The following is a 26,130-nucleotide window of genomic DNA, read 5'->3' on the forward strand; positions in this document are numbered from 1 at the left end:
TTATGATGACCACCTATCCCGATACATTGCTTTTCATCGACGGCGTCTGGCGCCCGGCATCCACCGGCCGCACCATTCCCGTCGTCAATCCTGCGACGGCGCAGCCGATCGGCAGCGTCGCCTGGGCGGATCGCAAGGATCTGGACGAGGCGCTGGCGGCCGCTGACCGCGCCTTCGCGCAGTGGAGCGCGACATCGGCCTACGACCGCGCCAGGCTGATGCGCCGTGCCGCCGATCTCCTGCGCGAACGGGCCGACGAGATCGCGGTCATGATGACGCTGGAGCAGGGCAAGCCGGTCTCGCAATCGCGGGTGGAAACGCTTGCCGGCGCTGACATCATCGACTGGTTCGCTGGCGAGGGACAGCGTTCCTACGGACAGGTCATTCCGTCCCGCGCGCCGGATATCCTCCAGATCACGCTGAAGAAGCCCGTCGGCCCGGTTGCCGCCTTCACGCCGTGGAATTTCCCGATCAACCAGGTCGTGCGGAAACTCTCGGCCGCGATTGCCGCCGGCTGCACGATCATCGTCAAGGCGCCGGAAGAAACGCCGGCTTCGCCCGCAGCCCTCATCCGCGCCTTCGCTGACGCGGGCATTCCGGCCGGCGTCATCAATCTCGTCTACGGCGTTCCGGCTGAGATCTCGGAATATCTCATCCCGCATCCGGTCATCCGCAAGATCTCCTTCACCGGCTCGACACCGGTCGGCAAGCAGCTTGCAGCTCTCGCCGGGGCGCATATGAAGCGCGCCACCATGGAGCTCGGCGGCCATGCGCCGGTCATCGTCGCCGAAGATGCGGATCTCGACCTCGCCGTGAACCTGATGGTCGCCAACAAGTTCCGCAATGCTGGTCAGGTCTGCGTTTCGCCGACGCGGTTCCTCGTGCAGGAGAAGATCGCCGATGCCTTCACCGAGCGGTTCGCGGCCGGTGCAAAGGCGATCCGCGTCGGCAACGGCCTCGATGCCGATATCGAGATGGGGCCGCTGGCAAACGACCGCCGCATCCCGGCGCTGGAAAGCCTGATCAACGATGCCGTCGAGCACGGCGCGAGTCTGAAAACCGGCGGTCGCCGTATTGGCAACGAGGGCTGGTTCTTCGAGCCGACCGTGCTGGCCGACGTGCCGGTGGCCGCCCGCATTATGAACGAGGAACCCTTCGGCCCCGTCGCCGTCGTCAACCGGTTCGGCAACCTCGACGAGGCGATCACCGAGGCCAATCGTCTGCCTTACGGCTTGGCGGCCTTCGCCTTCACGCGAAGCAGCGCCACGGCAACCCGCCTCGGCAACGAGGTGGAAGCGGGCATGCTCTCGATCAACCATCTCGGTCTGGCCCTGCCCGAGGTGCATTTCGGCGGCATCAAGGATTCCGGCCACGGCACCGAAGGCGGCGCCGAGGCGCTTCAGGCCTATCTCGACACGCGTCTGGTCACGCGAAAGGGCTGATCCTCCGCCGCTCAGGCGGCGATCGTGCCGGGAGACGCTTCGATCCAGTTGCGCAGCGTCTCCACATAGTTCCGTGCAGCCTCGGCGAGTTCCGTCTCGTCGAGCTTGCCGGCGCGGTAGACCAGGAACGGTTCTGCCCAGGGCAGGCGGCAGCGATAGGCCATGGCGCGCAGCGGGTTGAGCAAATCGGCAAGCGGCAGCAGGTTCTGCCCGTCGGGGCCATAGGCCTCCAGCACATTGCCGGCGGTGGCGGCGATCATGATCGGCGTACCTTCCAGCCGGCTGCCCTCCGCCTCATAGGCCACATAGTACATCCGCGTCATGACCGCATCGATCCACGCCTTCAGCAGCGGCGGGCTCGAATACCATTGCACCGGGAACTGCAGCACGACGCGGTCCGCCGAAAGCAGCCGCTCGGCTTCGACCGCGCCATCGCTGAACAGGTCGAGTCGCCCTTTCGGATAGAGCGCCTGCATGTCGACGACCTCAACACCGGGAATCGTGCGAGCCGCCGCGGCAAGCGCGGTGTTGGTCTTCGACCGGGCGATATCGAGATGGAACATCAGGATCAAAGTCTTCACAGCAAACTCCTTGGGTTAGGGTTGCCGTGAAGATGGCGCCGGATTAGTAATTACTCCAATCGATAATAAATATTCCATATTATCTGTTTTATGGATTAAGCGTGGTGCAGCTGATTCTTGCGAAAGATCCCTTCATAAATCACCGGCGCTCGTGGTTAGATGCAGCCCGGCACTCTGGTTCGGAGCGCCGGGATTCCGGCCTGATATTGCGTCAGAGCGCTTCAGTTTTTCGCAGGTTGCGAAATTGTCGTTGCGCGTTGGAAGGCGGATGTTTGGCGCTTGGCTCAAAACCGGAGAGAACCACGATGTCTCGACAGATGATTGCGCTAGCCTGGGTCTGCCCCGCTCAATTCTGCGAGCGTAATGAGTTTAAAGGCCCGTCTGACCGTCTCGGCTTCTGGTTGAAACTCCTGTCACGCATCTTCTGACAGCCTGCTCAGCGCGCGTTCTGTTTCAAATTCGGGCCGAAGGTGCAGCGCGCGACGCCGCTTGATGCCGGCCCTACGGATTTCATCCGCTAACTTCCTCTGACGCTCCGCATAACGGACGAGAACCCCCGCGAATACCCCTTAAGCGAACGCCCGCGCCATGCGCAGAGCGTCGCATTATCCATGCATGCGAAGGCGTGTGCGATCGCCCTGTTGACATGGTAACCGGATAGTGCATTAAATAAATAACTAACTAGATACATACTTGACAGCGACCTGGTCGCCCGTGGAGCGGCGGGCTCGCGGTTCAAGGGTGTGATCGCGGAGGAGGGGAATTTGAAAGTTTTCGGCGTTGAGCATGTCGGCTTTACGGTGCCGGATTTGGAGGAGGCGGTTTCGTTCTTCGAGACGGTTTTTGGCGCGGTGACGGTCATGACGACGGGCAAGGTCGATGTGGACGGCGAATTCATGCGCCGCCGGCTCGGCGTGCCGGACCATTGCCGCATCGAGAACATCAAGGTGCTGCGCTGCGGCAATGGCAGCAATCTCGAGCTCTTCCAGTATTCCGGCGAAACCACGGAAGAGGCGCTGAAGCGCAACAGCCAGCCGGGCGGTTTCCATGTCGCCTTTCAAGTGGATGACGCGGTTGCCGCGGCCGAACGGCTGCGGGAAAAGGGCGTCGATGTGCTGGAGGGGCCGACCTATGTCGATGCCGGCGCGATGAAGGGGCTGACCTGGCTCTATCTTCGCGCGCCCTGGGGCCAGTTCTTCGAAATCGTCAGCATGAGTGGACCGCTCGGCTACGAGGCCGATGGCGGGCCGAAACTCTGGTCACCGGTGACCAACGCATAAATCCCATTCCGCCTCGCAAAGAGGTGCGCAATCCGCCTGCCGTTTCGGTGGGCGGGACTGAACCACCGCATCCGGAAAACCGGATGCGGCCCTGCAATCGTTTCATTGAATGAGGAGGAGCATTTCGATGGGAATTTGGAAGAAATCCGTATTGGCCGCCGGTTTCGTGGCGCTGATGTGCGGCAGCGCGCTGTCGCAGGACAAGCAGTTCGAAGGCGTGCAGCTGAAGATGCTCGGCATCGGCGATACGTCGGTGACGCGTCTTGCCAAGATCACCAGCGAGTTCGAGGAACAGACCGGCGCCAAGGTGCAGATCGACATGCTCCCCTATCCGGGGCTGATCGACAAGATCATCATCGAGGCGAGCTCGGATAACCCGACCTACCAGCTGCTCTGGGTCGATAGCCCCTGGGTCGGCATGCTCGGCGAGGCCGGCGCGTTGCAGGATCTCACCGAATATGCGAAGCGCGACGCCGCCGAAATCGGCCTCGATGACATCATTCCCGTGCAGTTGCAGGAAAATAGCTGGCAGGGCCAGCTGCTCGCCTTCCCGGCCTCCGGCATGATCTGGCACGTCAACTATCGCCAGGACCTGTTCGACGATGCCGGCGAGAAGGAGGCCTTCAAGGCCAAATACAGCTACGACCTGGCGCCGCCCGCCACCTGGCAGCAGTTCCACGACATTGCCGAGTTCTTCACGCGCAAGAAGGGCGACAAGCTTGCCGGCAAGGTCCTGGAACAGGATTTTTACGGCAATGCCGAGTCCTACAGCCGCGTGCAGGGCGCCATCACGCATGACTATTTCCCGATCATGCGCGGCTTCGGCGGCGACTATTGGGACCCGGCGACCGGCCTTTGCGCCATGACCGGCGAGCCGCATGTCAAGGCGGCGGAATTCATGAAGTCGCTAGTTCCCTTCAATCCGCCGGATTATCTCGGCCTGATGTGGGACATCCAGTCCGGCTATATGGAACGCGGCGAGACGGCGCTGTCGGGTTACTGGAGCGTGCGCACCGTGCGCCTGACGAACCCGGAAGAAGCCAAGTTGCCGACGCTCGGCAAGGCCGGCTTCTCCGGCGGGCCGACGGAAGACGGCAAGCCGCAGCCGACCTATACCGGCTCGCTGTCCTTCGCCATCAACGCCAAGGTTTCCGACCAGGAGAAGGAAGCCGCCTGGGCCTTCATCAAGTGGGGCACCGGCGAGAAGATCATGCGCCGCCTTGCCGATGAAGGCTGGGGCATCAGCCAGTTCCGCAAGTCGATCCTTGCCGATCCCGCGCTCCAGGAGAAGTACCCCTATTACAAGGTGTTGCTCGACACCCAGACGAATGCGCGCCGCCGCATCTTCCACCCGTTCTACGCGGATGTGGAGGAAAACTTCGGCGTCGAACTCTCCAAGTACATGGCCGGCGAGACGGCAACCGCACAGGAAGCGCTGAACAACGCCTGCACCGCGGTCAATTCGCGCTTGTCGATGTTCCCGCTCGAACAGCGGCTTCGCTGGATCAACGACGCACCGGTCACCGTGTTGCAGAAGTAAGCGCCAACCCCGCGCTTCGGCCGCCTTGGCCGGAGCGCGGAACAAAATGACATGCGGGAGGGTGCCATGGGCTATGTCAACAGACGCAACAGGACGATCGCGGGGGTATTCCTGCTGCCGACGGCGGCGGTGCTGTTCCTGACGACCATCTATCCGATGCTCTATGCGCTCTATCTGAGCTTTCGCAATTACGACCTCGCGAAACCGTTCATCCCGCGCATCTTCGTCGGCCTTGCCAATTTCCAGGAAGTGCTGACCTCCGGGCCGTTCCTGCACAGCATGCTGATCACCTTCAAGCTGATGGGGGTGACGCTGTTCTTCCAGTTCGTCATCGGCGTCGGCCTCGCCCTGCTGGTAACGCAGCGCCTGCCCGGCATGGCGGCAATCCGCACGCTGCTGCTTATCCCGATGATGATCTCGCCGGTCATCGTCGGCCTCGTCTGGCTCTTCATCTATTTTCCGGAGCTCGGCTATTTCAACTATTTCATCGGCCTGATCGGCATCAACCCGATCCCGTGGATCACCAGCACGCAATGGGCGCTGACGGCGATCGCGATTGCCGACATCTGGCAATGGACGCCCTTCGTGATGATGGGAACGGCCGCCGCCCTGCAAAGCCTGTCGCCGGAGCCCTACGAGGCGGCGCGCATCGACGGCAATTCCAATATCGACGTCTTCCTGCATGTCACGCTGCCGCAGTTGAAGCCGGTGCTGATCAGCCTCTTGTTCCTGCGCGCCATCGATGCCTTCAAGATCTACGACATCATCTTCGTGCTCACCAAGGGCGGGCCGGGCGACGCCACCGAGACGATCGCCCTCTACATCTACCGCCAGAGTTTCACCTTCTGGCGCATGGGGGTCGGTGCTGCCGCCTCCTTCGTGTCGCTGATCATCATTTCCGTGCTGATCACGCTGTTCTTCAAATCCATGCAGAAGAGCGCCGCTGCGCGTTGAGGAGACCCACCATGAACAGGCTCAGCACCAGACAGGCGACCCTCGTCTATAGCATGACCGGCATCATCCTGATCATCTTCATGATCCCGATCTACCTCATCCTGGCGTCCTCCCTGAAACCGTCGGCGGATATGTTCTCCCGTCCGCCGACGGTCTTTTTCACGCCGACGCTGCAACACTATGTGGATCTCTTCACGCTCAGGCCGTTCCACTGGAACATCATCAACAGCCTGATCGTCACCCTCGGCTCGACGGTGTTTTCGGTCACCATCGGCGCACTCGGCGCCTTCGCGCTGTCGCGCATCCGCCATCCGCGCATCAACGACGCGGCGTTCTGGATCCTGTCGATGCGCATGTTCCCGCCCATCGCCGTCGTCGTGCCCTATTACATCATCTTCAAGTCGATCGGCCTGCTCGACACACCGCTCGCGCTGATCATCGTCTATTCGACGGCGAACATTCCGCTGACGGTCTGGCTGATGAAGGGCTTCTTCGACGAGGTGCCGGAGGCGCTGGAAGAGGCCGCACAGGTCGATGGCTACGGCATCGTCGAGATCTTCTACCGCATCACGCTGCCGTTGGCGGCCCCCGGCCTCGCCGTCTGCGCCGTGTTCTGCTTCATCTTCTCGTGGAACGAGTTCCTGTTTGCGCTGATGCTGACCGGCTCCAGCGCGCAGACCGCCACCGTCGCCGTCATGTCGTTCTGGAGCAGCGACGCGGTGCAGTGGGGCCGCATCATGGCGGGCTCGTTCATCATTCTCATCCCCGGCGTCATCTTCGTGCTCACCTGCCAGAAATGGCTGGTCAAGGGCCTGACGCTCGGATCCGTCAAATAGGCCCGGCAACGCCGGTACCGCGGAGGAAAAATCTTGGCATCTGTTTCCCTTACCAACGTCGTGAAAGCCTTCGGCGCCTTCAAGGTGGTGCATGGCGTCGATCTCGACATCGCGGACGGCGAGTTCGTCGTGCTGCTCGGCCCTTCCGGCTGCGGCAAGACCACCACGCTGCGCATGGTCGCCGGCCTTGAGGATGTGACCGGCGGCGAGATCCGCATCGCCGGCGAGGTCATCAACGACCGGGCGCCGAAGGACCGCAAGATCGCGATGGTGTTCCAGAACTACGCGCTCTACCCTCATATGACGGTGCGGCAGAACATGGAGTTCGCGCTGAAGCCGCAGCGCCTCTCCAAGGCCGAGGTCGATGCAAAGATCGCCGGCGTCGCCGCCATGCTCGGCCTCGACGTGCTGCTCCAGCGCAAGCCCGCACAGCTTTCCGGCGGCCAGCGCCAGCGCGTGGCGATGGGCCGGGCGATGGTGCGAACGCCGGAAGTGTTCCTGTTCGATGAGCCACTGTCGAACCTCGACGCCAAGCTGCGCACGCAGGTCCGCATGGAAATCGCCAAGCTGCACAAGCAGCTCGGCACCACCGTCATCTATGTCACGCACGACCAGGTCGAGGCGATGACGCTCGCCGACAAGATCGTCATCATGAAGGACGGCCATATCGAGCAGATCGGCTCGCCAGAAGAAGTCTTCGCCCACCCGAAAAACCTCTTCGTCGCCACGTTCATAGGCAGCCCGTCGATGAACCTCTTCCGCATGACGGCGGAGCGCGGCGACACCGGAACGGTGCTGTCCTCGCCGGCCTTCTCCCTCCGCCTGTCGGCAGAGCTGGGCGCAAAATTGACGCCGGGGCAGGCGGTGACGCTGGGTGTCCGCCCGAGCGACGTGCGCCTTGCGCAGGCCGGCGACGCTGATGCCATCGAGGCCCGGGTCGAGGTGGTGGAATATCTCGGCGTCGAGGCGCTGGTCGATCTGAGGATCGGCACCCAGGAATTCATTGCGCAGATCCCGGCAAGCGAGCGGCCCGCGCTCGATCAGGCCGTGAAGGTCGTCTTCAACCCCGCCGGCCTGCATCTTTTCGATAGCGAAAGCGGCCAGGCGCTTTGAGCCGCAAGGAGACCATCATGTCCGGCAAGGAAATCATCTTCCCGCAGAAGAACAGCTTCGTTCTGGCGGATTGCGAAACGACGCCGCTTGGCGCGACCGAGGTGCGCGGTCGCACGCTTGCGACCCTCGTCAGCCCCGGCACGGAACTCGCCTGGGCGACGGGCGAGGACTTTCCCATCCGGCCCGGCTATGCCGCGGTGTTCGAGGTGGAGGAATGCGGCGAGGCCGTCACCGGCGTGGCACTCGGCACGCGGCTGTTCTGCATGGGGCCGCATCGCAGCTTCCAGCAGGTCGAGCATCGATTCACGCTGCCGGTGCCGGATGGCTTGTCATCCGAGGAAGCCGTCATCGCGCGGCTGATCGGCGTGTCGATGACGACGCTCATGACCACCAAGGCGAGGCCCGGCGACCGCGTGGTCATCGGCGGCGCCGGCCCGGTCGGTTATCTCGCCGCGCACATCTTCAAGCTCTCGGGCTATGAGGTGTCCGTGGTCGAGCCGGACCCGACCCGACGCAGCCAGATGGTTGCCTCCGGCATCGCCTCGGTCTTTGCCGAGATGCCGGCTACTGATCCCGACTTCGCCGGCAAGGTCGCGCTCGTCGTCGATTGCTCCGGCCACGAGGCCGCGGTTCTCGGCGGCTGCCGCATCGTGCGCCAGCATGGCGAGGTCGTGCTGATCGGCGTTCCGTGGAAGCGTCATACGGAGCTTTACGCCCACGATATCCTACACGCGGTCTTCAACAATTTCGTGCTGCTCAGAAGCGGCTGGGAATGGGAGTTCCCGTTGCTGGCAAAAGGCTTCAAATGGGTGGAACTGCTGGACGGCTACAACAATACCAGCCAAAGCGTCTTCGGCGGCTTTGCCAAAGCCCTGAAATGGCTTTCCGAAGGCCGAATTCCCCTGGACGGCCTCCTGCGTAAGGCCTCGCCGAAGGCTCCGGCCGCCCTCTACACTGCCTTGCTGGCCCGCGAAATCACCGAGCCCTTCGTCGTGCTCGACTGGCAGTCGGAATGATCATCCCCAGATGCGGGTAATGGCATCGAAGGCGAACTGGATGGTCGGGTCGTTCGCCCGCGCTTTCAGGCACACGAAGCTTAGGGCGGTTTCGATTTGGACGCGGTCGGCTATCACCAGTCCATTCGACTGGTGTTCATGCAGGGCCAAGGATTCTCGGCAGAGGCTGAGCCCCAGCCCGGTTCGCACCATCGCCAGCATGGAAGGCTCCTGGTCGACCGAGGCGACGACGTTCTGCCGCACGCCGAGGTCGCCGAACACGCGTCCCAGCAGCCGATTGTGCACCGAGGCCGGCGGCGTGCCGATCCAGGGGAGGGCCGCGAGCGCCGGCCAGTCCTGGCCACGAACGACGCCGGCGAGCGATGGCGGGGCGACGACCAGATAGGTCAGTCGCGCGAGTTCCTTCGCTTGGAAGAGGTTTTCCTGTCCATCCGGCACCACGCCGGCCACGGGATCGAAATCCCGGATATCGCCGAGAAAATACCCGACATCCAGCTCGTTTCGCCGGAGACCCTCCGGCACGTCGCCGCTCATGCCGTGGCGCAGTTCCGTTTCGATGCCGGGGCCGCTTTCCACCAGCGCCTTCAAAAACGCCCCCAGCCGCGTGAATTCCGGATCGATGATAGTGCCGATCCGCAATTTCCCGCGCAGGCGCGTCGCGAGGTGCCCCGCCGTCTGGCCGAAATCCGTGAGCGCTGCCAGCACCTGCTCCGCCTTCGCCGCCAGCAAGGCGCCTTCGAGGGTCAATTCCAGGCCCACCGACGTTCGGCGAAACAAAGTGATGCCGGTATCCGCGGCAAGACGCTTGAGTTGCAGGGTCACGGCCGGCTGGGTGAGATGCAACTGTTCGGCCGCGCGCGTGACATTACCCTCGCGGGCAACGGTCACGAAGGCCTTCAATGTTCGGAGGTCGGTCGGGCTCGCCATATTAATTCTGCTTATAATTCTCTGCTTCATTTGTCATTGGATTTTCCGCCGCATCTGCGGATATTGCTTAAAAAAACACGAGGAGGACGCTCAGATGCCATGCAGAACGGTCGGACTTTATAATCGCGATGGCGGCATAACCCGATGATGCGTCCGGACATCCCATCTGACCGTTTCGACTACATCGTCGTCGGGGGAGGTTCTGCCGGCTGCCTGCTGGCCAATCGCCTCAGCCGCGATCCTGCGACGCGCGTGCTGCTGCTGGAAGCGGGCAGGAAGGACAACTATCCGTGGATCCATATCCCGGTCGGCTATCTCTACTGCATCGGCAATCCGCGCACCGACTGGCTGTTCAAGACCGAGCCGGATGCCGGGCTGAACGGCCGCTCGCTGCGCTATCCGCGCGGCAAGACGCTTGGCGGTTGCTCCTCCATCAACGGCATGATCTACATGCGCGGGCAGGCCCGCGACTATGACGGCTGGGCGGAGGCGACCGGGGACAGCGCCTGGTCTTGGCAGAATTCCCTGCCCGATTTCAAGGCCCATGAGGACCACTACAGGCTGGATAACGGTGCGGACCCGCAAACGGGCGGCAACAGCCGATTCTCCGACATGCACGGCCATGGCGGCGAGTGGCGCATCGAGAAGCAGCGCCTGAAATGGGATATTCTCGAATCCTTCGCCGAGGCCGCCGTCGAGGCCGGCGTCCCGCGGTCCGCTGATTTTAACAGCGGCGACAACGAGGGCGTCGGCTATTTCGAAGTCAACCAACGCTCGGGCTGGCGTTGGAACACCTCCAAGGCCTTTCTGCGCCCGGCAAGAAACCGGCCCAACCTCTCTGTCTGGACGGAATGCCATGTCGAAAAGCTGACGCTTGAAGGCAAGCGCTGTACCGGCGTCGTGCTTCAGCGGCAGGGGCGCAGGATGGAGGTCCGCGCCGAGAAGGAAGTGATCCTTTCGGCCGGGGCGATCGGCTCGCCGCAGATCCTGCAATTGTCGGGCATCGGACCGGCGGAGCTTTTGAAGCGCCACGGCATCGAGGCGGCGCACGATCTGCCGGGCGTCGGCGAAAACCTGCAGGACCATTTGCAGATCCGCGCGGTCTTCAAGGTCGGCAACGCCAAGACGCTGAACGCGCTCGCCAACAGCCTGTTCGGCAAGGCGATGATCGGCCTTGAATATGCGTTGAAACGCAGCGGCCCGATGAGCATGTCGCCCTCGCAGCTCGGCGCCTTCACCCGCTCGGATGAGACGCAGGCCCATGCCAACCTGGAATATCACGTCCAGCCGCTGAGCCTCGATGCCTTCGGCGAACCGCTGCATAGCATCCCCGCCTTCACCGCGAGCGTCTGCAACCTGAACCCGACGAGTGCCGGAACCGTGCGCATCCGCTCCGGCAAGGCGACTGATGCACCGGCCATCGCGCCGAACTACCTGAGCACGGAGGAGGATCGCCGCATCGCCGCCGACAGCATCCGGCAGGTGCGCAAGATCGTCTCGCAGCCGGCGCTTGCGAAATACCAGCCGGAGGAGTGGAAGCCCGGCCTCCAGTTCCAGAGCGACGAGGACCTCGCCAAACTCGCCGGCGACATCGCCAACACCATCTTTCACCCCGTCGGAACGACGAAGATGGGCCGCGCCGACGACCCGATGGCCGTGGTCGATAGCCGCCTGCGGGTGCGGGGCATCATGGGCCTGCGCGTCGTCGACGCCGGCATCATGCCGAAGATCACCAGCGGCAACACCAATGCGCCGACGCTGATGATAGCGGAAAAGGCGGCGGGATGGATTATTGCCGATGCCCGGCAGCGCGGATGACGGACGAGGATGATCGCGATTCCTGGTTGAGCAGGTCGATCGCGGCGAGGGCGTCCCGCCGCGTGGAAAAGGCGAGGATCTCGTCGCCCATCATGCCGGGCAAATCGGTCGCATTGTCCCAGACAACGTAGTGATCCAGCGGATCGAGGAGACATTCGTAGCGATCGGTCGTCCCGGTTTCCATCGCGCTGTTATCCTCCACCGCCTGACATTCGAAGCCGGCAGCATAATCCACCAATGCAAACATCCGCTTAACCGCGCGCCCGAAGGGCGGCGGTCAGCGGCAGCCTTGTCGCGGCGAGCGCGGGTAGGGCGCCGCCGAGGATGCCGATGGCAAGGCCGAGCAGGCCCGCCGTCAGTAGAACGTCTGGCGTGACGGCGAGTTGGAAGGCCATGCGGGCATTGTTCGCGCCGATCGTGCTGGCCTGCCAGCCGTTGAAGATCAGCCACGAGGCGAGGAGGCCGAGGAGGACGCCGGTGCCCGCCAGCACCACCGCTTCCACCCACGTTCCGAGAAAGGCTGAGAGGCGGCTGAAGCCGAGCGCACGCACAGTGGCGATCTCGACGGTGCGGTCGGAGACGGAACTCGTCATCGTGTTGAGGGCGCCCGCCGTTGCCCCCACGGCCATCAGCAGCGCGACCGGCCAGCCGAACAGGCGGATGAGGCTCGCGGTGCGTCCGGATTGCGCCGCGTAAAGATGGGCTTCGGAGACGGCGACGAGCGGGGTCTCGGTGATCGTGGCGAGCGCGCCTTGCAGGCGTTTGAGGGATGCAGGGTCGGCGAGGCGGAGTTTCAGGCTTTGCACCTGCCCCTGCCGGTCGAAGGCGGCGCGCACCGCTTCGAGATCGGCCCACAGTTCGGATTCGAAGGCGCTGCCGCCGGCGGAGAAATGTCCCACCACCGTCCAGTCGACCGCACCGAGGCGCACCGTGTCGCCCACGTCGAGGCCGAATTCATCAGCGAGACGGTCCCCGGCGACGATCTCGCGGGCACCGGGCGTGAAGATGCGGCCGGCGGAAAGCGTGATGCCGTCGCGGATCGACGGGCCGGCCGCGTCCATGCCGCGCAGCGCCAGCGTGCGCTGGCTCAGATCGACGGGCACGACGATCTCGCGGGACGAGACGAGCTTGCCGCCGGCGTCGCGGACGACGCCCAGGTCGCCGGTCATGGCATCGAGCGCGCGGATGACGGTTGCGGGGATGTCCGAGCCCGTCTCCTGATTGGTGCCGCCGCCGAGAACGACGGCGACGGCTGGTGAGCCGGCGCCCGTCAACGCCGTCTCGAACCCCTTCGCCATGGAGAGGAAGCCGGCGAGCACGCAGACGACGAGGGCGACCGACAGGGCCATGGAGGCGGAGATCGCGGAACGGCGCGGCAGGCTGGACAGGTTGGTGCGGATCATCACGAGCGCTTGTCTTGCATGGGTGGACATGGGGTTACCTCGTTCTGAAAGCTTTGATGATGGGGGTTCGCATGGCGTTGAAGGCCGGCAGCGCGCCGGTCGCAAGCCCGAGGGCGGCGATGATAACCAGCGCCTTGGCGAAGACCGGCACGGAGAAGACCAGCCCGAGCGTCGGGCCGGCAAGGATGGTTGCGAGCTTCGCCAAAGCGAGGCCGATGCCGCCGCCGACCGCGAAGACGAAGAGGGTCTCGCCGAGGATCAGCCCCATGATGCCGAGGCGGGAGAAACCGAGCGTCTTCAGCACGCCGATCTCGAAGGTGCGCTCGCGCACGGCGAAGACCATGGTGTTGACGACGATCATCAGGAGGGTGACGAAGGCCGCGCCGACGACGAGGTTCACGATCAGCCCGACATCGGCATATTGGCGCAGAAACGCCTCCAGGAACTGCTTTTCCGATTGCGTGCGCGTCGGCGTGGCCGAGTTGGCGAACAGCGTATCGATGCCGGCGGCAAGTTCCCCCGTCGAGACACCTGCGCGGGGCAGGACGACGAAGGCGTCCACGGTGTCCTTGCCGCGTGCGCGTGCGGCGTTCACATAATCGTAGCGGGCGATCATGAAATAGGTGTCGGTGGCGGCACTTTCGCCCTCGAAGATGCCGGCGATCTCGAACCGCCAGTCGCGGCCGCCGTCCTCTCTCGGTGTGTCGAAGGCGGTGATCGTCGCGCGCTGGCCGACGGTCCATCCTTGCGCCTCGGCCAGCGCGCGGCCGACCAGCACCCTGTCGCGGGCCTGGCCGATGGCGCCGACCAGGGCCGGTGTCAGCCCGAGCCCCTTGCCGTTGACGGCCATCAGCAGGTCGGGATCGGCGGCGCTGATGGCGACGACGTTTTTCTCCACGCCGACGAAGCCGCGCAGCCGCATGACATAGCCGACCGCCGCGACGCCGGGATCGGCGGCGATGCGCGACATTGCCGCCATCGGCAGCAGCTGCGTGCGGCCGCCGGCACTCGTGACGCCGAGGAGGTCGTCGCTGGCGCCGGCCGCGCCCTGCGTTCCGTTCAGGAAGCTTGCGGTCAGGCCGTAGATCAGGAAGGCGACGGCGATCGAGACCATCAGGAGCACGGTGCGCAGCGGCTTTCGCCAGGCATTCTTTCGGGCGAGATCGAAAAAGGTCATCAGGCGGCCCTCTTCTCGTCGACGAAATCGCCCTTGTCGAGATGCAGCGTGCGGCGTGCATAAAGCGCTGCCTGCGGGTCGTGTGTCACCATGACGATGGTCTTTTCCAACTCGCGGTTGAGGAAGCGCAGCATGTCCAGAACCTCGTCGGCGGACTTGCGGTCGAGGTCGCCGGTCGGCTCGTCGCAGAGCAGCAGGCCCGGATCGGAGACGATGGCGCGGGCGATGCCGATGCGCTGCTGCTGGCCGCCGGACATCATGGCGGGATATTGTTTTTCGCGCCCGGACAGACCGACGAGATCGAGGACCTTTTCAACGCGCAGGCGCCGCTCCTTGCGCGACAGCGGTTTCAGCAGCAGCGGCAGCTCGACGTTTTCCGCGGCGGTGAGCATGGGCAGCAAGTTATAGAACTGGAAGACGATGCCCATGTTGTGCGCCCGCCAGGCAGAGCGCGCGGCCTCGCCCATCTGGTCGAGGCGGCTGGCGCCGATGCTCAAGGTGCCGGCATCCGGCCGGTCGATGCCGGCCAGCATGTTGAGCAGCGTTGATTTGCCGGAGCCGGACGGCCCCATGACGGCGACGAAATCGCCGCGCGGGATGGCGAGGTCGAGACCGGCGAAGATGGGGATCATCTCTCCGCCGATGTGGTAGGCCTTCCTGACCCCGCTGAGCGCGATATAGGGGGCTGGGTTTTGGGTCATTGCGTATTTTCTCCTGTTTCATCGAGGGCGATGCGGATGCGGGCGGCCATGTTTGGGCGGATGCCGTCGGGCGGATCGTCGAGCGACAGGCGCAGCGTGACGGTGCCCTTTTCCGCGGAGGCGACGGGCGCCAGCCGGAGGACCGTGACGGCGAAGGGCCTGTCGGGAAAACCGTCGAGCACCGCCTGGCCGGCAAGGCCGGGCTTGAGGGCTGCGATGGTGGTTTCCGATACGTCCGCGTCGATCACGAGGGTTTTCGTGTCGGTGATCGTCAGCAGGCTCTGGCTTTCGCGAACGCTGTCGATGCGCGCCAGCACCGTATCGCCGACGCGGGCGTCGAGACGGGTGACGGTGCCGGCGAAGGGCGCGCGAACGGTCAGTTCCTCCACCCGTTCCTCGGCAATGCGGATGGCGAGGTCGGCGCTGTCTGCGGATTGCCGCGCCTGCGCCACGGCATTCTCGGCGCGTTCGGCCGCCGCGCTTGCGTCTTCAAGAGCCTGCCTGGAGGTTGCGTTGCGGGCTGCGAGGATCTCGGTGCGCTCCAGCAGGGTACGGGCCTGCGAAAGGTCGATAGCGCGGGCGGCGAGGACAAGCTCGGCCTGAGCCTTCGCGGCGCGCGCCTGTTCGAGCGCGAAGCGGGCGCCTGCATCCTCAAGGGCGACAAGAACCTGGCCCGCCTCGACGGGATCGCCCAGCGCCACAGCGATCCGTGTGATCCTGCCTTCATATTTAGCAAAGACCGTCGTCATGCGCGGCGCGACGACGAAGCCGGAGCCGGTGACCTCGCGTCCGGCCGGGATGGGATTGCGGACGGCGGATCGTTCGCCCTCGACCTCTGTCACAGCAACACGGTCGGCGGCCGCAAGCTCCGGCTCCGAGAGGGCGGCTTCGATACGCCGGACCACGTCTGGCCGATAGAGCAGGACGCCGGCGGCGGCCCCGACCATCATGGCGCCGAGGCAGATCGGAAGGACGAGACGCCGGAGCATCGGCTTCGGCGGCTGGATATCGTGAGGGACGGGCTCAAGCGAGAGCGCCTTGAGCGTCTCGGCCAGTTTTCGGCCCTGTTCGGTGGCGATGTCGAAATGTGTGTTCATGCCGGCATCATGGCCGGCAAGGGCAAAACCGCGACCTGGAACGCGTTATGGGTCGTGCTCGATCGCGATCGGGGACGTCGCGGCCTTGCGCTCGCGCCATTCGAGCGGCGACATTTCGGTGACGCGGCGGAATTCGCGGTTGAAGTTGGACTTGGTCTGGAAACCCACCTCGAACATGATCTCGGTCACGGGCTTGTCTGTCTCGGAAAGCAGCGCGCAGGCCTCGGCGATCCGGTATTCGTTGACATATTGCGAGACGTTCTTGCCTGTCGCCCGGTTGATCGCCGTGGAGATCTGCCGGGCCGGAATTCCCGTCTTGCGCGCCAGCCGGTCGAGGCTGAGATCGACATCGCGATAGACGCGTTTCGCCTGCATCACAGCCTGAACCGCGGCGAGGGTTTCCTTGTCCTCCGCCATCTCCAACCTGGGACCGGGGCCGGCACCGGCCGTCTGATCGGGCTTGCCACGACGGCCGGCTGTCGCGACGGCGCCGCACAGCACGGCCAAAACAGCAAGGTTCGCGATGGTAACCAGGAAGGGCGCATGGTCGCCCTGCGTCCAGGCGAAGTCGAGAAAGATCACGATGTCCATCGCTGCCGACAGTAGCAGGGCAGTCGCGGCAAAGAGGATGGCGCGATAGGCGGGGCCGGCATTATCGAAAGGCGTCAGGCGAAGCGCGTCCGAGCCCGGCCGCATCAAAAGCAGGATCGCCACCGCATAGCCGCTGAAGATCAATGCGATGGCGAAGTCGATGGCAGCGCGCCACAGCACGACCATCAGCACAATCGCGATCACCGGCATGAGATGCAGGCCCACGCGCAGGATCGGTAACACATCGCTCTTGCGCACCATCCCGGCCACGCCGGCATAGACAAGCGGCGGCACCGTCGAAGCCACGATTGGCAGCACCGGACCGACGCCATTCACCCCGTAGCCCCAGCGAAACCCCAGCAGGATCGATTGAAGGGCGGCCACCAGAATCAAGGCGAGAAACGGCATGTTCGGCGGCGCATCGTCGTCGCGTCGCACGACGGTGACCAGCAGAATGACAAGCAGGGTCGCAACGACGAAGGGAACTGGAATGGATAGCATTATATCTGGAAGGGCTTGAGGGCAGAATAGGAGTGTTCGACGCTATCATGGCGTATCGGACAGGTTTCCGCGACCTTGATCACGTTTGAGGTCTGTTTTCGGGGTAGCTCCACCCTCGGTGCCGTCTTCACGCCGCTTGACCAAATACGGAATTTGTAACTATTATTGTTACATGACTTTGAGCAATGAAAAATTAGGATCTCCCGCCCTCGACAAACCGGCTTTTACCGCGGCGCATGCCAGTTCCTATGTGGACGGAACACTGAAAAAGGTTCCGGGCCTCGCTTCGCTCCACCGAATGGCTGCGATGCTGATTGCGGAGCGGGTGCCGGGGGCTGGCCGGGTTCTGGTGCTGGGCGCGGGCGGTGGCCTGGAGCTCAAGGCTTTGGCCGACGAGAATCCTCACTGGAATTTTTACGGAATCGATCCCTCGGCCGACATGCTTCTGCTGGCGCAGGAGATTGTGGGGCCTCATCGGCCACGCGTGCAATTGCACGAGGGATATATAGACACCGCGGAGGAGGGGCCGTTCGATGCAGCGGTCTGTTTTCTCACGCTGCATTTCGTGGCGCGCGATCAACGCCTCGAAACATTGCAGCAATTGCGTCGCCGGCTGGTGCCGGGCGCACCGTTCGTCGTCGCCCATATCAGCTTTTCGCAGGGCGAACCCGAGAGATCCATGTGGATCGCCCGCCATGTCGCCTTCGGAGGGGCTTCCGGGAACGCGGAAAGCGCGCGGCAGGCTATTGCCACGAAACTGTCGATTCTCTCGCCCGAAGAGGACGAATCGTTGCTACGTGAAGCGGGATTTTCGGATGTCAGCCTGATCTATGCGGGCCTGACATTCAGGGGATGGGTGGCTTACGCCTGAACTCTCGCCGTTTGCTTGGAAGCCAAGCCCGGCATTCGGCGTGTCTTGACGCCTTGGCTCAAAAGTGCCGAACGAGGATCGGCGAGGCTTCTCAGCCGATCCTCGAACGAAACAGATCAGAGAACGCGGACGTTTTCTGCCTTGGATTTGCCGGTCTTGCGGTCCTGGCCAACGTCATAGCTGACGCGCTGGCCTTCGCTCAGCGAGCCGCCCTGCAGAGCGGAAACGTGTACGAAGACATCACTGCCCCCATTTTCGGGCGTGATGAAACCAAAACCCTTTTCCCCATTGAAAAACTTAACAGTGCCAGTGGCCATTTCTAATCCTCGAAGCTCGAACAGCGGATTGCCGCGCGGCAAAACCTATCGCGGTTGGACGCAGTCTGCAATGCGCTTGCTGGTTGGTAAGCCTTAATCTCCACGATCCATTGTCATTTTTTGATACTTCATGGGTCGCGAAGACCGGATTGAGGCCCCTTGAATTGCTCCAGGCCCGTCCATATCTAGGGTTCACCACCCGTATTGATGACGCCTGCCGCAACAGCACCATACTGCTGCGCGTGTCGTCCGGGTCTAATAGGGCGCTCCCCGAAAGGGTCGAGCGCCCTATTTCTTTTCCGGGCCGGCGTGTTTTCTCATGTCATACACGGCGGCGTTGTCCTGGACTTTTCGCAAGCCCTTATAAAGCGTTTGGCGGAGATTGCCGTCTTCGCTCCAGCCGCTGAATTCGATCTCCGCGATGAGGGTGGGCAGGGCGAAGACGTAGCCTTTGCCCTTCACCGGCACGACGGGCTTGCGCGTCTTGAGCATGTCGAGCGTCTTGCGGAGATAGTCCGCATCCTTGGCGCTTAGCCCGGTCGAGACGGAACCGACATACACCCAATCATGTCCGTGCCGCGCGGCGAGCAGCAGGCTGGCAATGCCGCTTTGGGCGGAATCCAATGGCTCATAGCCGACGATCATGAAGCTGCCGCCCTCTATGCATTCGACCTGGAGCCAGTCGTCGCTGCGGCCGGATCGATAGGGGCGGTCGCGATGTTTGGCGACGATGCCCTCCAGCCCGAGCCGCCGCGCTTCGGCTAGGAGGTCGTCTGCATCGATGTCGAGTTCTTCCGAAAGCCGGATCGCGCCGTCCCCGCCGGCCGGGACGAGATCCTCCAGCAGATGCCGGCGCAGGGAGAGTTCCGTGCCCGTCAGGTCCTGGCCATCGAGATAGAGAAGATCGAAGGCGAAGAAGATGGCCTCCTGCGAAGCCCTTTTGCCGCCGCGCCCGCCGAGCGAATCTTGCAGCGTCGCGAAATCCGACCGGCCGTCTTCATCGAGAATCACGGCTTCGCCGTCGAAAATGGCCGAGTTGACGCCGAGATTGCGGGCTGCGACCGCGATGGCCGGGAAGCGATGCGTCCAGTCCTCGCCGTTGGTTGTGACAAGGCGAACGCCCTTCGGATCGACGTGGACGGCGAGCCGGTGGCCATCCCATTTCACCTCATAGAGCCAGTCTGCACCTTCCGGCGGCGCAGACCTGCGCGAGGCGAGACAGGGCTCTATGCGATCGGGCATCGGATCGAAGGGCAGGCCGGGCTGCTGCGGATCCCGCTTGCGCACGGGGCGGGACTGGAGCGTCGCGCCGGATTCGTCGAGCAGCGGAAGAGGCGATCTGCGCTTCGGCGTCATGGGAATTCACCATCTCCTGCATCGAGCCCGGATTTTCATCGTCGCAGTTCGGGAGATAGGTACGTTCGCCGCGAACTTCACCCCCCGTATCGAACGGACGTCACTATGGCGTGACAGGCCGGATGTGTTCAAAGCCGCAGCCGGGCACTGCTTTTGCAACATGCAATCAGGGATTTGTCGCGGTGACAATGTGGCCCGTCGCCTTCAAACGGCCCGGCGGTCTATGATTGGCCGACAGGAGGAGCGCATGACCCTATTTTCCGGCCTTTCGGCCTTTTCCATCACGCCCACGGACGCGGCCGGCCGCGTCGACCGGGAGGCGCTCTCCCGCCTGCTTGAACGTATCCGCAGCGCGGGCGCGGATTCGATCGGCCTGCTCGGCAGCACGGGCGGTTATGCCTTCCTGTCGCGTGAAGAGCGGCGGCATGCCGTCGAGACCGCGATCACCAGTGTCGGCGGCCGCATTCCCGTCATCGTCGGCGTCGGGGCGTTGCGCACGGACGAGGCGGAAGCGCTGGCACGCGATGCGAAGGCGGCCGGCGCGGACGGGCTGCTGCTGGCGCCCATGTCCTATACGCCACTGACGGAGGAGGAGGTTTTCCAGCACATGGTCGCGGTCGCCAAGGCCGGCGACCTGCCGCTCTGCATTTACAACAATCCCGGCACGACGCGCTTCATCTTCAGCGACGACCTGATCGCCCGGCTGGCGGATGTGCCGAACATCGCCGCAATAAAGATGCCGTTGCCGGCCGATGGCGATTTCCGCCGCGAAATCGCCCGGCTACACGCCCGTACGCCCGCGGGTTTTCCCATCGGCTACAGCGGCGATTGGGGTGCCGCGGAATCGCTGCTGGCGGGCGGTGCTGCCTGGTACAGCGTCGTCGCCGGCCTGCTGCCGGCAGAAGCGCTGGCGCTGACCCGCGCGGCCATGGCCGGCAACCGCGCCGAGGCCGAGCGGCTCGACCTGGCCTTCCAGCCGCTCTGGGACCTGTTCAAGGAATTCGGCAGTTTTCGCGTGATGTATGCCATTGCCGGGCTTCTCGGCCTCAGCAATGCCGCTCCGCCGCGGCCGATCCTCCCCCTGCGCCCGGCCGATATCCTACGGGTCGAGGCGGCGCTGGATCGCGTGAAGGGCTGACGCCCACGCTTCGCTCACCAGCGAACCATTTTCGGCGCCGGCCGGATAGGCTCGCATCACCGCGAAGCCAAAAAAAGGGACTGGAATGACGGCCGAGAATAAAAACCTGACCACCGACCTGGCATTGCTGTTCGTGCTGTCGACCCTCTGGGGTGCGTCCTACACCTTCATCAAGCTCGGCGTCGAGACGATCCCGCCGATAACCCTGATCGCCGCCAGAACGCTCATCGCGGGCAGCCTTCTGCTCGCGATCGTCTGGGCACGGGGCCTGTCGCTACCCCGGGACCGGAAAAGCTGGGGCCGCTTTCTCTTCCAGGCCTGCCTGAACAGCGTCATTCCCTTCACCCTGATCGCCTGGGCGGAACAGACGACCGACGCCGGACTTGCGACGATCCTGAATTCGACTTCGCCGATCTTCACCTTCCTGCTTACCGCCCTCGTCACCCGCCATGAGGTCGTGACGGGTCGCAAGCTTTTCGGCGTTTCGGCGGGGCTGGTCGGTGTCGGCCTCATCGTCGGCTTCGAGGCGCTTGGCGGGCTTGGGCAGGAGGCGTGGGCGCAACTCGCCATCGTCGCCGCGACCGTGAGCTATGCGGGGGCGGCGATCTTCGGCAAGAATTTCCGGGGGCTCGATCCGATGATCCCGGCGGCGGGGTCGATGATCTGCGGCGCCGTCCTCCTCATTCCCGCCAGCCTGATCGTCGATCGCCCGTGGACGCTGGCCCCGAGCAGCGAATCCATAATGGCCCTCCTGGGGCTCTCCGTCTTCTCGACGGCGCTGGCCTTCGTCATCTATTTCCGGCTCATCCAGACGCTCGGTTCGGTTGGCACCACCGCGCAGGCCTATATCCGGGTGCCGATCGGCGTCGGGCTGGGCGTGCTGTTTCTGGGCGAGACGCTGATGCCGACGGCTTGGCTGGGTCTGGTCTGTGTGCTCGCCGGCGTCATCGCCATGACCTGGCCCACGCGAAAGCCCGTTGCCGCCGCAACCTGATGACACCAGCGGGGTGGAGAAAGCCGGCTGGCGACCTATTTTGCAGGCCAGCGAACAGGAACTGCGCTTCACCGAGAGGACGATGCAATGGAAAAGAACACCATCTGCGTGTGGTACGACAAGGATGCCGAGGCCGCCGCCCGTTTTTACGCCCAGACCTTCCCGAACAGCGCCGTGGGCGCGGTGCACCATGCCCCCGGGGATTACCCGGATGGCAAGCAGGGTGCGGTGCTGGTCGTCGAATTCACCGTGGCCGGCATACCCTGCATCGGCCTCAACGGCGGGCCGCAGATCAAGCACAATGAAGCCTTCTCGTTCCAGATCTCGACCGAAGACCAGGAAGAGACCGACCGCTACTGGAACGCCATCGTCGACAATGGCGGCGAGGAAAGCGCCTGCGGCTGGTGCAAGGACAAATGGGGCGTCTCCTGGCAGATCACGCCGCGCGTCCTGATGGAGGCGATCACCGCCGGCGGCCCCGAAGCGAAGCGGGCCTTTGATGCGATGATGGACATGAAGAAGATCGACGTCGCCGCAATCGAGGCGGCACGACGCGGCTGATATCCTCTAGGCTCGCGGCGTCAGGTGAATGCCGGCCAGCGTGCAGCGGACGGAACCGCCGGCACGCTCGACGGTCGGGATGTCCAGCGCCACGATCCTCGCACTTTCCTCGATCGTCGTCCGCTGGTCCGCATCGAGCGCCGCAAGTGCCGTCGTCGAAAGCGCCAGTATCCGTCCGTCCTTGCCCTGCAATTCCAGGGCGTTGCCGGCGAAGTTTTCGATCTGCTTGTTGCTGAGTGCCACGATGCTGCGGCCCGAGCGCTCCAGCCGCGCGATGACCTCGTCGCGTCGCTTCGGATCGCTCATCATGCCGGTACCGATCATGGCGAAGCCGGTGGCCACGCACATCAGCACATTCGTGTGGTAGACCGGCACGCCATTGCCGTCGTGGGCGTCGAACACCATCGGCTCGAAGTTGAAATGCGTGCAGAAGCGCTCCAGCGCGATCGGGTCCGTGCGGTCGGAGCGCGCGGCATAGGCGACGCGGTCGATATGATCGAGCACCATCGCGCCGGTGCCTTCGAGGAACAGGCCGTCGGGCTCCAGCCCCGAATAATCGATCACGTCCTGCACCCGGTAGCGGGTCTTCAGTATCTCGATGACGTCGCTCCGGCGCTCGCGCCTGCGGCTCTCCGCCTTCATCGGATAGATCGCCACATGGCCGCCGGCATGGGTGGAAAACCAGTTGTTCGGGAAGACGGAGTCCGGCGTTTGCGTGCCCTCGTCCTCGAACAGGTGGACCGCCACCCCGTGGCTTTCGAGCGTCTCCGCGGCCCGTGTGATCTCGTCATAGGCGGTCGCTGCAAGGTTTTCGCCGGTGTCCGCCAGGACCTGGAAGCTATTGTCGGCCGCGGTCTCCGTGTTGACGGTGAAATGGTGGGGCCGGACCATGACGACGGCCGACGGCGCCTGGATGGAGTAGGGGGACTGCCTCATCGCTCCCACCCCTTAGCGCGCGCGTTGCAGCATGCCGAAGAGGTCGCGCGGATCGTCGGGATCGGCGATGATGTCGAGTTCCTGGTAGAAGCGATTTTGCTTCAGCTTCTCGCGGACATAACGCAGCGCGGAAAAATCCTCTGTGGCAAACCCGACGCTGTCGAAGAGCGTGATCTGGCCCGCGTCCCGCCGTCCCTGGGCCTCGCCGGAAACCACCTTCCAGAGTTCCGTCACCGGGTAATCAGCCTCCATCTGCTGGATTTCGCCTTCGATGCGCGTCTGCGGCGGATATTCCACGAAGGTGTCGGCGCGCAGCAGGATGTCGCGGTGCAGTTCGGTCTTGCCCGGGCAGTCACCACCGATCGCGTTGATGTGGATGCCGCCGCCGACCATGTTGTCGGTGAGGATGGTGGCATATTGTTTGTCGGCGGTGCAGGTGGTGATGATCTGCGCGCCTTCGATCGCCGCCTCGGGCGTGGTGCAGGCCGTCACCGTCAAGCCGAAACCGGCGAGGTTGCGGGCGGCCTTCTCGGTCGCCAGCGGATCGATATCGTAGAGGCGGACGTGATCCGTGCCGAGCACGGCCTTCATGGCCAGCGCCTGGAATTCCGCCTGGGCGCCGTTGCCGATGATCGCCATGGTGCGGGCACCCTTCGGCGCCAGATGGCGGGCGGCCATGGCCGATGTCGCGGCAGTGCGTAGTGCCGTCAGCAGCGTCATCTCGGTCAAGAGAACCGGATAGCCGGTGGAGACTTCCGCGAGCAGCCCGAAAGCCGTCACCGTCTGCAGGCCCTGTCCCATGTTCTTGGGATGGCCGTTGACATATTTGAAGCTGTAGATCTCGCCGTCCGAGGTCGGCATCAGCTCGATCACGCCCTCGCGGGAATGGGAGGCGACGCGCGGCGTCTTGTCGAACAGCTCCCAGCGCCGGAAGTCGGCTTCGATGACGTCCGTGAGCTCGACCAGCATGGTCTCGACGCCGATCTGATGGACAAGCCGCATCATGTTCTCGACGCTGACGAAGGGAACGAGGGCTTTCTCCGAGGGGAGCGGTGCGGACATGGCGGTTTCCTCTGCTGGCTGTGTGCCGGAAGGCTAACGACCGGAAATGTTGACCGAAAGAGCAATCCTGTGCCATTTCTGGCAGTCAATTGATCGATATGCACAGCAGAAGTGTGAAAACAGTCAGATGACTATCGCGAAATACATGCCCGACGACCTCGACCGGCGGATCATCGGCCACCTGCGCGCCGACGGCCGGGCATCGCTCGCCAAGCTCGCCGATGCACTCGGCGTTGCCCGCGGCACGGTGCAGAGCCGGCTCGATCGGCTGATGGAGACGGGCACGCTGCTTGGCTTCACGGTTCGTGTCAGGGATGATTACGACGCGCACAGCGTGCACGCCGTCATGATGATCGAGGTGTCGGGCAAGTCGACCACCCACGTCATCCGCAAGCTGCGCGGCTTCCCGGAGATGCAGGCGCTGCACACGACGAACGGCAACTGGGACCTCGTCGCCAATATCCGCGCCGCGAGCCTGTCGGATTTCGACCGGGTGCTACGCGAGGTGCGCATGGTCGACGGCGTCTCCAACAGCGAGACGAGCTTGCTTCTCAGCAGCGTGTGAACGAGCCTTCGTCGGCTCGTCTACACCTCGAAGACATCCTCGAAGGATTCCGGAAAGCTTTGGCGGGCCACCCGTTCGTCGATGACGAACATGGCCTCGTAGGACAGCGGATCGAAATCCTTGTCGGCCGCCACGACCTCGCGGGCGAAGAGCAGGTTGAGGCGGGCGGCATCGAGATTGCCGCGCTCGAAGGGCTCTGCGCCGAAATGGTGCCAGAGCGCGTGCAGGAAGGCGGCATCGATGCGGTGCTCGGCGGTGCCGGGCCGGGCGCGACGGGGCAACGCCTTGATTGGCGTCACCCCTTTCGGATTGGCGCGCCGGATGGTGAACTGCACGCCCGTACCCGGCATGCCGGACGGAAAGCCGCGGTGTTTCGTCATGTCGGGAAGGGTGGGCATCCGGTCCTCCTTACGCCTGGCCGATCTTGTCCTGGGTCTTCGTGTCGAAGTCCGAGGCGTCGTGGCGCTCATGCAGCTGCTCGGAGGGATCGCCGTTCAGCCGGTTGACCATGCGGCCGCGCTTGACCGCCGGGCGGGCGGCGATTTCAGCCGTCCAGCGCTGCACGTTCGCGTAGCTCTGCACGTCGAGGAAGGTGCCGGCATCGCCATATTGTTTGCCCTGGGCGAGGCCGCCATACCAGGGCCAGATCGCCATGTCGGCAATCGTGTAGTCGGCGCCGGCCATGAACTGGTTTTCCGCGAGATGGCGGTCGAGCACGTCGAGCTGCCGCTTCACCTCCATGGCGTAGCGGTCGATGGCATATTTGATATGCACCGGCGCATAGGCATAAAAATGGCCGAACCCGCCGCCGAGGAAGGGCGCGGAGCCCATCTGCCAGAACAACCAGTTGAAGGTTTCCGTGCGGGCGCGAAGCTCGCTGGGCAGGAAGGCGCCGAATTTTTCCGCGAGATAGAGCAGGATGGAGGCGGATTCGAAGACGCGCACCGGCGCGCCGCCGCCCTTCGGCGCATGGTCCATCAGTGCGGGGATCTTGGAGTTCGGATTGGCCGCGACGAAGCCGGAGCCGAACTGCTCACCGTCCCCGATGCGGATCGGCCAGGCGTCGTATTCAGCCTCGGCATGGCCGGCGGCCAGAAGCTCCTCAAGCAGGATCGTCACCTTCACGCCATTGGGCGTGGCGAGCGAATAGAGCTGCAGCGGGTGTTTGCCGACCGGCAGGTCCTTGTCCTGCGTCGGGCCGGCGATGGGCCGGTTGATGCTGGCGAAAGCGCCGCCATTGCCCTTGTCCCAGGTCCAGACCTTCGGAACTTCGTAGCCGGCGGGAAAATTGTCGGCGGGGGATTTCTCGGTCATGAAATAGATCCTTGTCGTCGAAACAGCATGTCCTGACCG

Annotated in this window: 27 protein-coding genes; 13 read left to right on the forward strand and 14 right to left on the reverse strand. The window is 63.9% G+C overall.

Translation table 11 applies throughout. The features are described from left to right. The first annotated feature begins 5 nt into the window (after positions 1-5). Positions 6-1,442, forward strand: a complete 1,437-nt coding sequence (locus J2Y63_RS02465; protein ID WP_435264761.1) for an NAD-dependent succinate-semialdehyde dehydrogenase — start codon at positions 6-8, stop codon at positions 1,440-1,442. An 11-nt stretch (positions 1,443-1,453) separates the two neighbouring features. Here J2Y63_RS02465 and J2Y63_RS02470 read toward each other — a convergent pair whose 3' ends face one another. Further along, entirely contained in the window at positions 1,454-2,023 is a 570-nt protein-coding gene (locus J2Y63_RS02470; RefSeq protein ID WP_435264762.1) for an NAD(P)H-dependent oxidoreductase, read from the reverse strand. Positions 2,024-2,787: 764 nt separating this feature from the next. Between J2Y63_RS02470 and J2Y63_RS02475 the strand changes: the two genes are divergently transcribed. The 6 genes from J2Y63_RS02475 (at position 2,788) to J2Y63_RS02500 (ending at position 8,762) form a co-directional block, all read left to right on the forward strand. Beyond that, the gene (locus J2Y63_RS02475; protein ID WP_435264763.1) at positions 2,788-3,303 is read left to right on the forward strand and encodes a VOC family protein; all 516 of its coding nucleotides are present in this window, start codon (positions 2,788-2,790) and stop codon (positions 3,301-3,303) included. Positions 3,304-3,430: 127 nt separating this feature from the next. Further along, positions 3,431-4,843: an extracellular solute-binding protein gene (locus J2Y63_RS02480; RefSeq protein ID WP_435264764.1), complete on the forward strand. Its 1,413-nt coding sequence runs from the start codon at positions 3,431-3,433 to the stop codon at positions 4,841-4,843. Between the two features lie 66 nt (positions 4,844-4,909). Then, positions 4,910-5,797 carry a carbohydrate ABC transporter permease gene (locus J2Y63_RS02485; protein WP_256114751.1) on the forward strand — a complete coding sequence of 296 codons (888 nt, stop codon included), beginning with the start codon at positions 4,910-4,912 and terminating at the stop codon, positions 5,795-5,797. 11 nt (positions 5,798-5,808) lie between these two features. Continuing rightward, entirely contained in the window at positions 5,809-6,633 is an 825-nt protein-coding gene (locus J2Y63_RS02490; RefSeq protein WP_435264765.1) for a carbohydrate ABC transporter permease, read from the forward strand. A gap of 33 nt (positions 6,634-6,666) precedes the next feature. Next, positions 6,667-7,746, forward strand: coding sequence for an ABC transporter ATP-binding protein (locus J2Y63_RS02495; RefSeq protein WP_435264766.1), 1,080 nt, complete (start codon positions 6,667-6,669; stop codon positions 7,744-7,746). A gap of 17 nt (positions 7,747-7,763) precedes the next feature. Further along, complete coding sequence (locus tag J2Y63_RS02500; RefSeq protein WP_435264767.1) at positions 7,764-8,762, forward strand: zinc-binding dehydrogenase; 999 nt, start codon at positions 7,764-7,766, stop codon at positions 8,760-8,762. Here the strand turns inward: J2Y63_RS02500 and J2Y63_RS02505 are convergent, their stop codons facing one another. Continuing rightward, the gene (locus tag J2Y63_RS02505) at positions 8,763-9,719 is read right to left on the reverse strand and encodes a LysR family transcriptional regulator (RefSeq protein ID WP_435264768.1); all 957 of its coding nucleotides are present in this window, start codon (positions 9,717-9,719) and stop codon (positions 8,763-8,765) included. It abuts the gene before it with no gap. Positions 9,720-9,833: 114 nt separating this feature from the next. On the opposite strand from J2Y63_RS02505, the gene J2Y63_RS02510 reads away from it, so the two are divergent. Beyond that, entirely contained in the window at positions 9,834-11,507 is a 1,674-nt protein-coding gene (locus J2Y63_RS02510; RefSeq protein WP_435264769.1) for a GMC family oxidoreductase, read from the forward strand. On the opposite strand, the gene J2Y63_RS02515 is transcribed toward J2Y63_RS02510, so the two are convergent. The 6 genes from J2Y63_RS02515 to J2Y63_RS02540 all read right to left on the reverse strand — a co-directional run bounded on the left by J2Y63_RS02515 (position 11,479) and on the right by J2Y63_RS02540 (position 16,977). After that, positions 11,479-11,691 (reverse strand): hypothetical protein, encoded by a 213-nt coding sequence (locus J2Y63_RS02515; protein WP_435264770.1) that lies wholly within the window; start codon positions 11,689-11,691, stop codon positions 11,479-11,481. The two genes, J2Y63_RS02510 and J2Y63_RS02515, sit on opposite strands and share 29 nt — an antisense overlap. Before the next feature lie 67 nt (positions 11,692-11,758). Next, positions 11,759-12,940, reverse strand: coding sequence for an ABC transporter permease (locus tag J2Y63_RS02520; protein WP_435264771.1), 1,182 nt, complete (start codon positions 12,938-12,940; stop codon positions 11,759-11,761). Positions 12,941-12,944: 4 nt separating this feature from the next. Beyond that, entirely contained in the window at positions 12,945-14,087 is a 1,143-nt protein-coding gene (locus J2Y63_RS02525; protein WP_435264772.1) for an ABC transporter permease, read from the reverse strand. Beyond that, complete coding sequence (locus J2Y63_RS02530) at positions 14,087-14,788, reverse strand: ABC transporter ATP-binding protein (RefSeq protein ID WP_435264773.1); 702 nt, start codon at positions 14,786-14,788, stop codon at positions 14,087-14,089. Before J2Y63_RS02530 ends, J2Y63_RS02525 begins: the two co-directional genes overlap by 1 nt. Then, positions 14,785-15,885: an efflux RND transporter periplasmic adaptor subunit gene (locus J2Y63_RS02535; RefSeq protein WP_435264774.1), complete on the reverse strand. Its 1,101-nt coding sequence runs from the start codon at positions 15,883-15,885 to the stop codon at positions 14,785-14,787. Before J2Y63_RS02535 ends, J2Y63_RS02530 begins: the two co-directional genes overlap by 4 nt. Before the next feature lie 45 nt (positions 15,886-15,930). Next, positions 15,931-16,977 carry a helix-turn-helix domain-containing protein gene (locus J2Y63_RS02540; RefSeq protein ID WP_435264775.1) on the reverse strand — a complete coding sequence of 349 codons (1,047 nt, stop codon included), beginning with the start codon at positions 16,975-16,977 and terminating at the stop codon, positions 15,931-15,933. A 172-nt stretch (positions 16,978-17,149) separates the two neighbouring features. Here J2Y63_RS02540 and J2Y63_RS02545 point away from each other — a divergent pair, with 172 nt between their 5' ends. Next, complete coding sequence (locus J2Y63_RS02545; protein ID WP_435264776.1) at positions 17,150-17,848, forward strand: class I SAM-dependent methyltransferase; 699 nt, start codon at positions 17,150-17,152, stop codon at positions 17,846-17,848. A 116-nt stretch (positions 17,849-17,964) separates the two neighbouring features. Here the strand turns inward: J2Y63_RS02545 and J2Y63_RS02550 are convergent, their stop codons facing one another. Both J2Y63_RS02550 and ligD read right to left on the reverse strand, forming a co-directional pair. Beyond that, positions 17,965-18,165 (reverse strand): cold-shock protein, encoded by a 201-nt coding sequence (locus J2Y63_RS02550; RefSeq protein ID WP_256114733.1) that lies wholly within the window; start codon positions 18,163-18,165, stop codon positions 17,965-17,967. Between the two features lie 288 nt (positions 18,166-18,453). After that, positions 18,454-19,521: a non-homologous end-joining DNA ligase gene (gene ligD / locus J2Y63_RS02555; protein ID WP_435264777.1), complete on the reverse strand. Its 1,068-nt coding sequence runs from the start codon at positions 19,519-19,521 to the stop codon at positions 18,454-18,456. 247 nt (positions 19,522-19,768) lie between these two features. On the opposite strand from ligD, the gene J2Y63_RS02560 reads away from it, so the two are divergent. The 3 genes from J2Y63_RS02560 to J2Y63_RS02570 all read left to right on the forward strand — a co-directional run bounded on the left by J2Y63_RS02560 (position 19,769) and on the right by J2Y63_RS02570 (position 22,214). Further along, complete coding sequence (locus J2Y63_RS02560; RefSeq protein ID WP_435264778.1) at positions 19,769-20,659, forward strand: dihydrodipicolinate synthase family protein; 891 nt, start codon at positions 19,769-19,771, stop codon at positions 20,657-20,659. Positions 20,660-20,744: 85 nt separating this feature from the next. Then, entirely contained in the window at positions 20,745-21,653 is a 909-nt protein-coding gene (locus tag J2Y63_RS02565; RefSeq protein ID WP_435264779.1) for a DMT family transporter, read from the forward strand. Positions 21,654-21,740: 87 nt separating this feature from the next. Beyond that, the gene (locus J2Y63_RS02570; protein WP_435264780.1) at positions 21,741-22,214 is read left to right on the forward strand and encodes a VOC family protein; all 474 of its coding nucleotides are present in this window, start codon (positions 21,741-21,743) and stop codon (positions 22,212-22,214) included. A gap of 6 nt (positions 22,215-22,220) precedes the next feature. On the opposite strand, the gene ctlX is transcribed toward J2Y63_RS02570, so the two are convergent. Both ctlX and J2Y63_RS02580 read right to left on the reverse strand, forming a co-directional pair. Continuing rightward, positions 22,221-23,150: a citrulline utilization hydrolase CtlX gene (gene ctlX / locus J2Y63_RS02575; protein WP_435264781.1), complete on the reverse strand. Its 930-nt coding sequence runs from the start codon at positions 23,148-23,150 to the stop codon at positions 22,221-22,223. A gap of 12 nt (positions 23,151-23,162) precedes the next feature. Beyond that, positions 23,163-24,212, reverse strand: a complete 1,050-nt coding sequence (locus J2Y63_RS02580) for an ornithine cyclodeaminase (RefSeq protein ID WP_435264782.1) — start codon at positions 24,210-24,212, stop codon at positions 23,163-23,165. 127 nt (positions 24,213-24,339) lie between these two features. On the opposite strand from J2Y63_RS02580, the gene J2Y63_RS02585 reads away from it, so the two are divergent. Next, positions 24,340-24,777, forward strand: coding sequence for an Lrp/AsnC family transcriptional regulator (locus J2Y63_RS02585; protein ID WP_256114726.1), 438 nt, complete (start codon positions 24,340-24,342; stop codon positions 24,775-24,777). 20 nt (positions 24,778-24,797) lie between these two features. Here J2Y63_RS02585 and J2Y63_RS02590 read toward each other — a convergent pair whose 3' ends face one another. Both J2Y63_RS02590 and yghU read right to left on the reverse strand, forming a co-directional pair. Next, entirely contained in the window at positions 24,798-25,175 is a 378-nt protein-coding gene (locus J2Y63_RS02590; protein ID WP_435264783.1) for a hypothetical protein, read from the reverse strand. Between the two features lie 10 nt (positions 25,176-25,185). After that, positions 25,186-26,091 carry a glutathione-dependent disulfide-bond oxidoreductase gene (gene yghU, locus J2Y63_RS02595; RefSeq protein ID WP_435264784.1) on the reverse strand — a complete coding sequence of 302 codons (906 nt, stop codon included), beginning with the start codon at positions 26,089-26,091 and terminating at the stop codon, positions 25,186-25,188. Positions 26,092-26,130: the final 39 nt, after the last annotated feature.

It is taken from the genome of Shinella sp. BE166, from assembly GCF_051201095.1.
Lineage (GTDB): Bacteria > Pseudomonadota > Alphaproteobacteria > Rhizobiales > Rhizobiaceae > Shinella > Shinella lacus.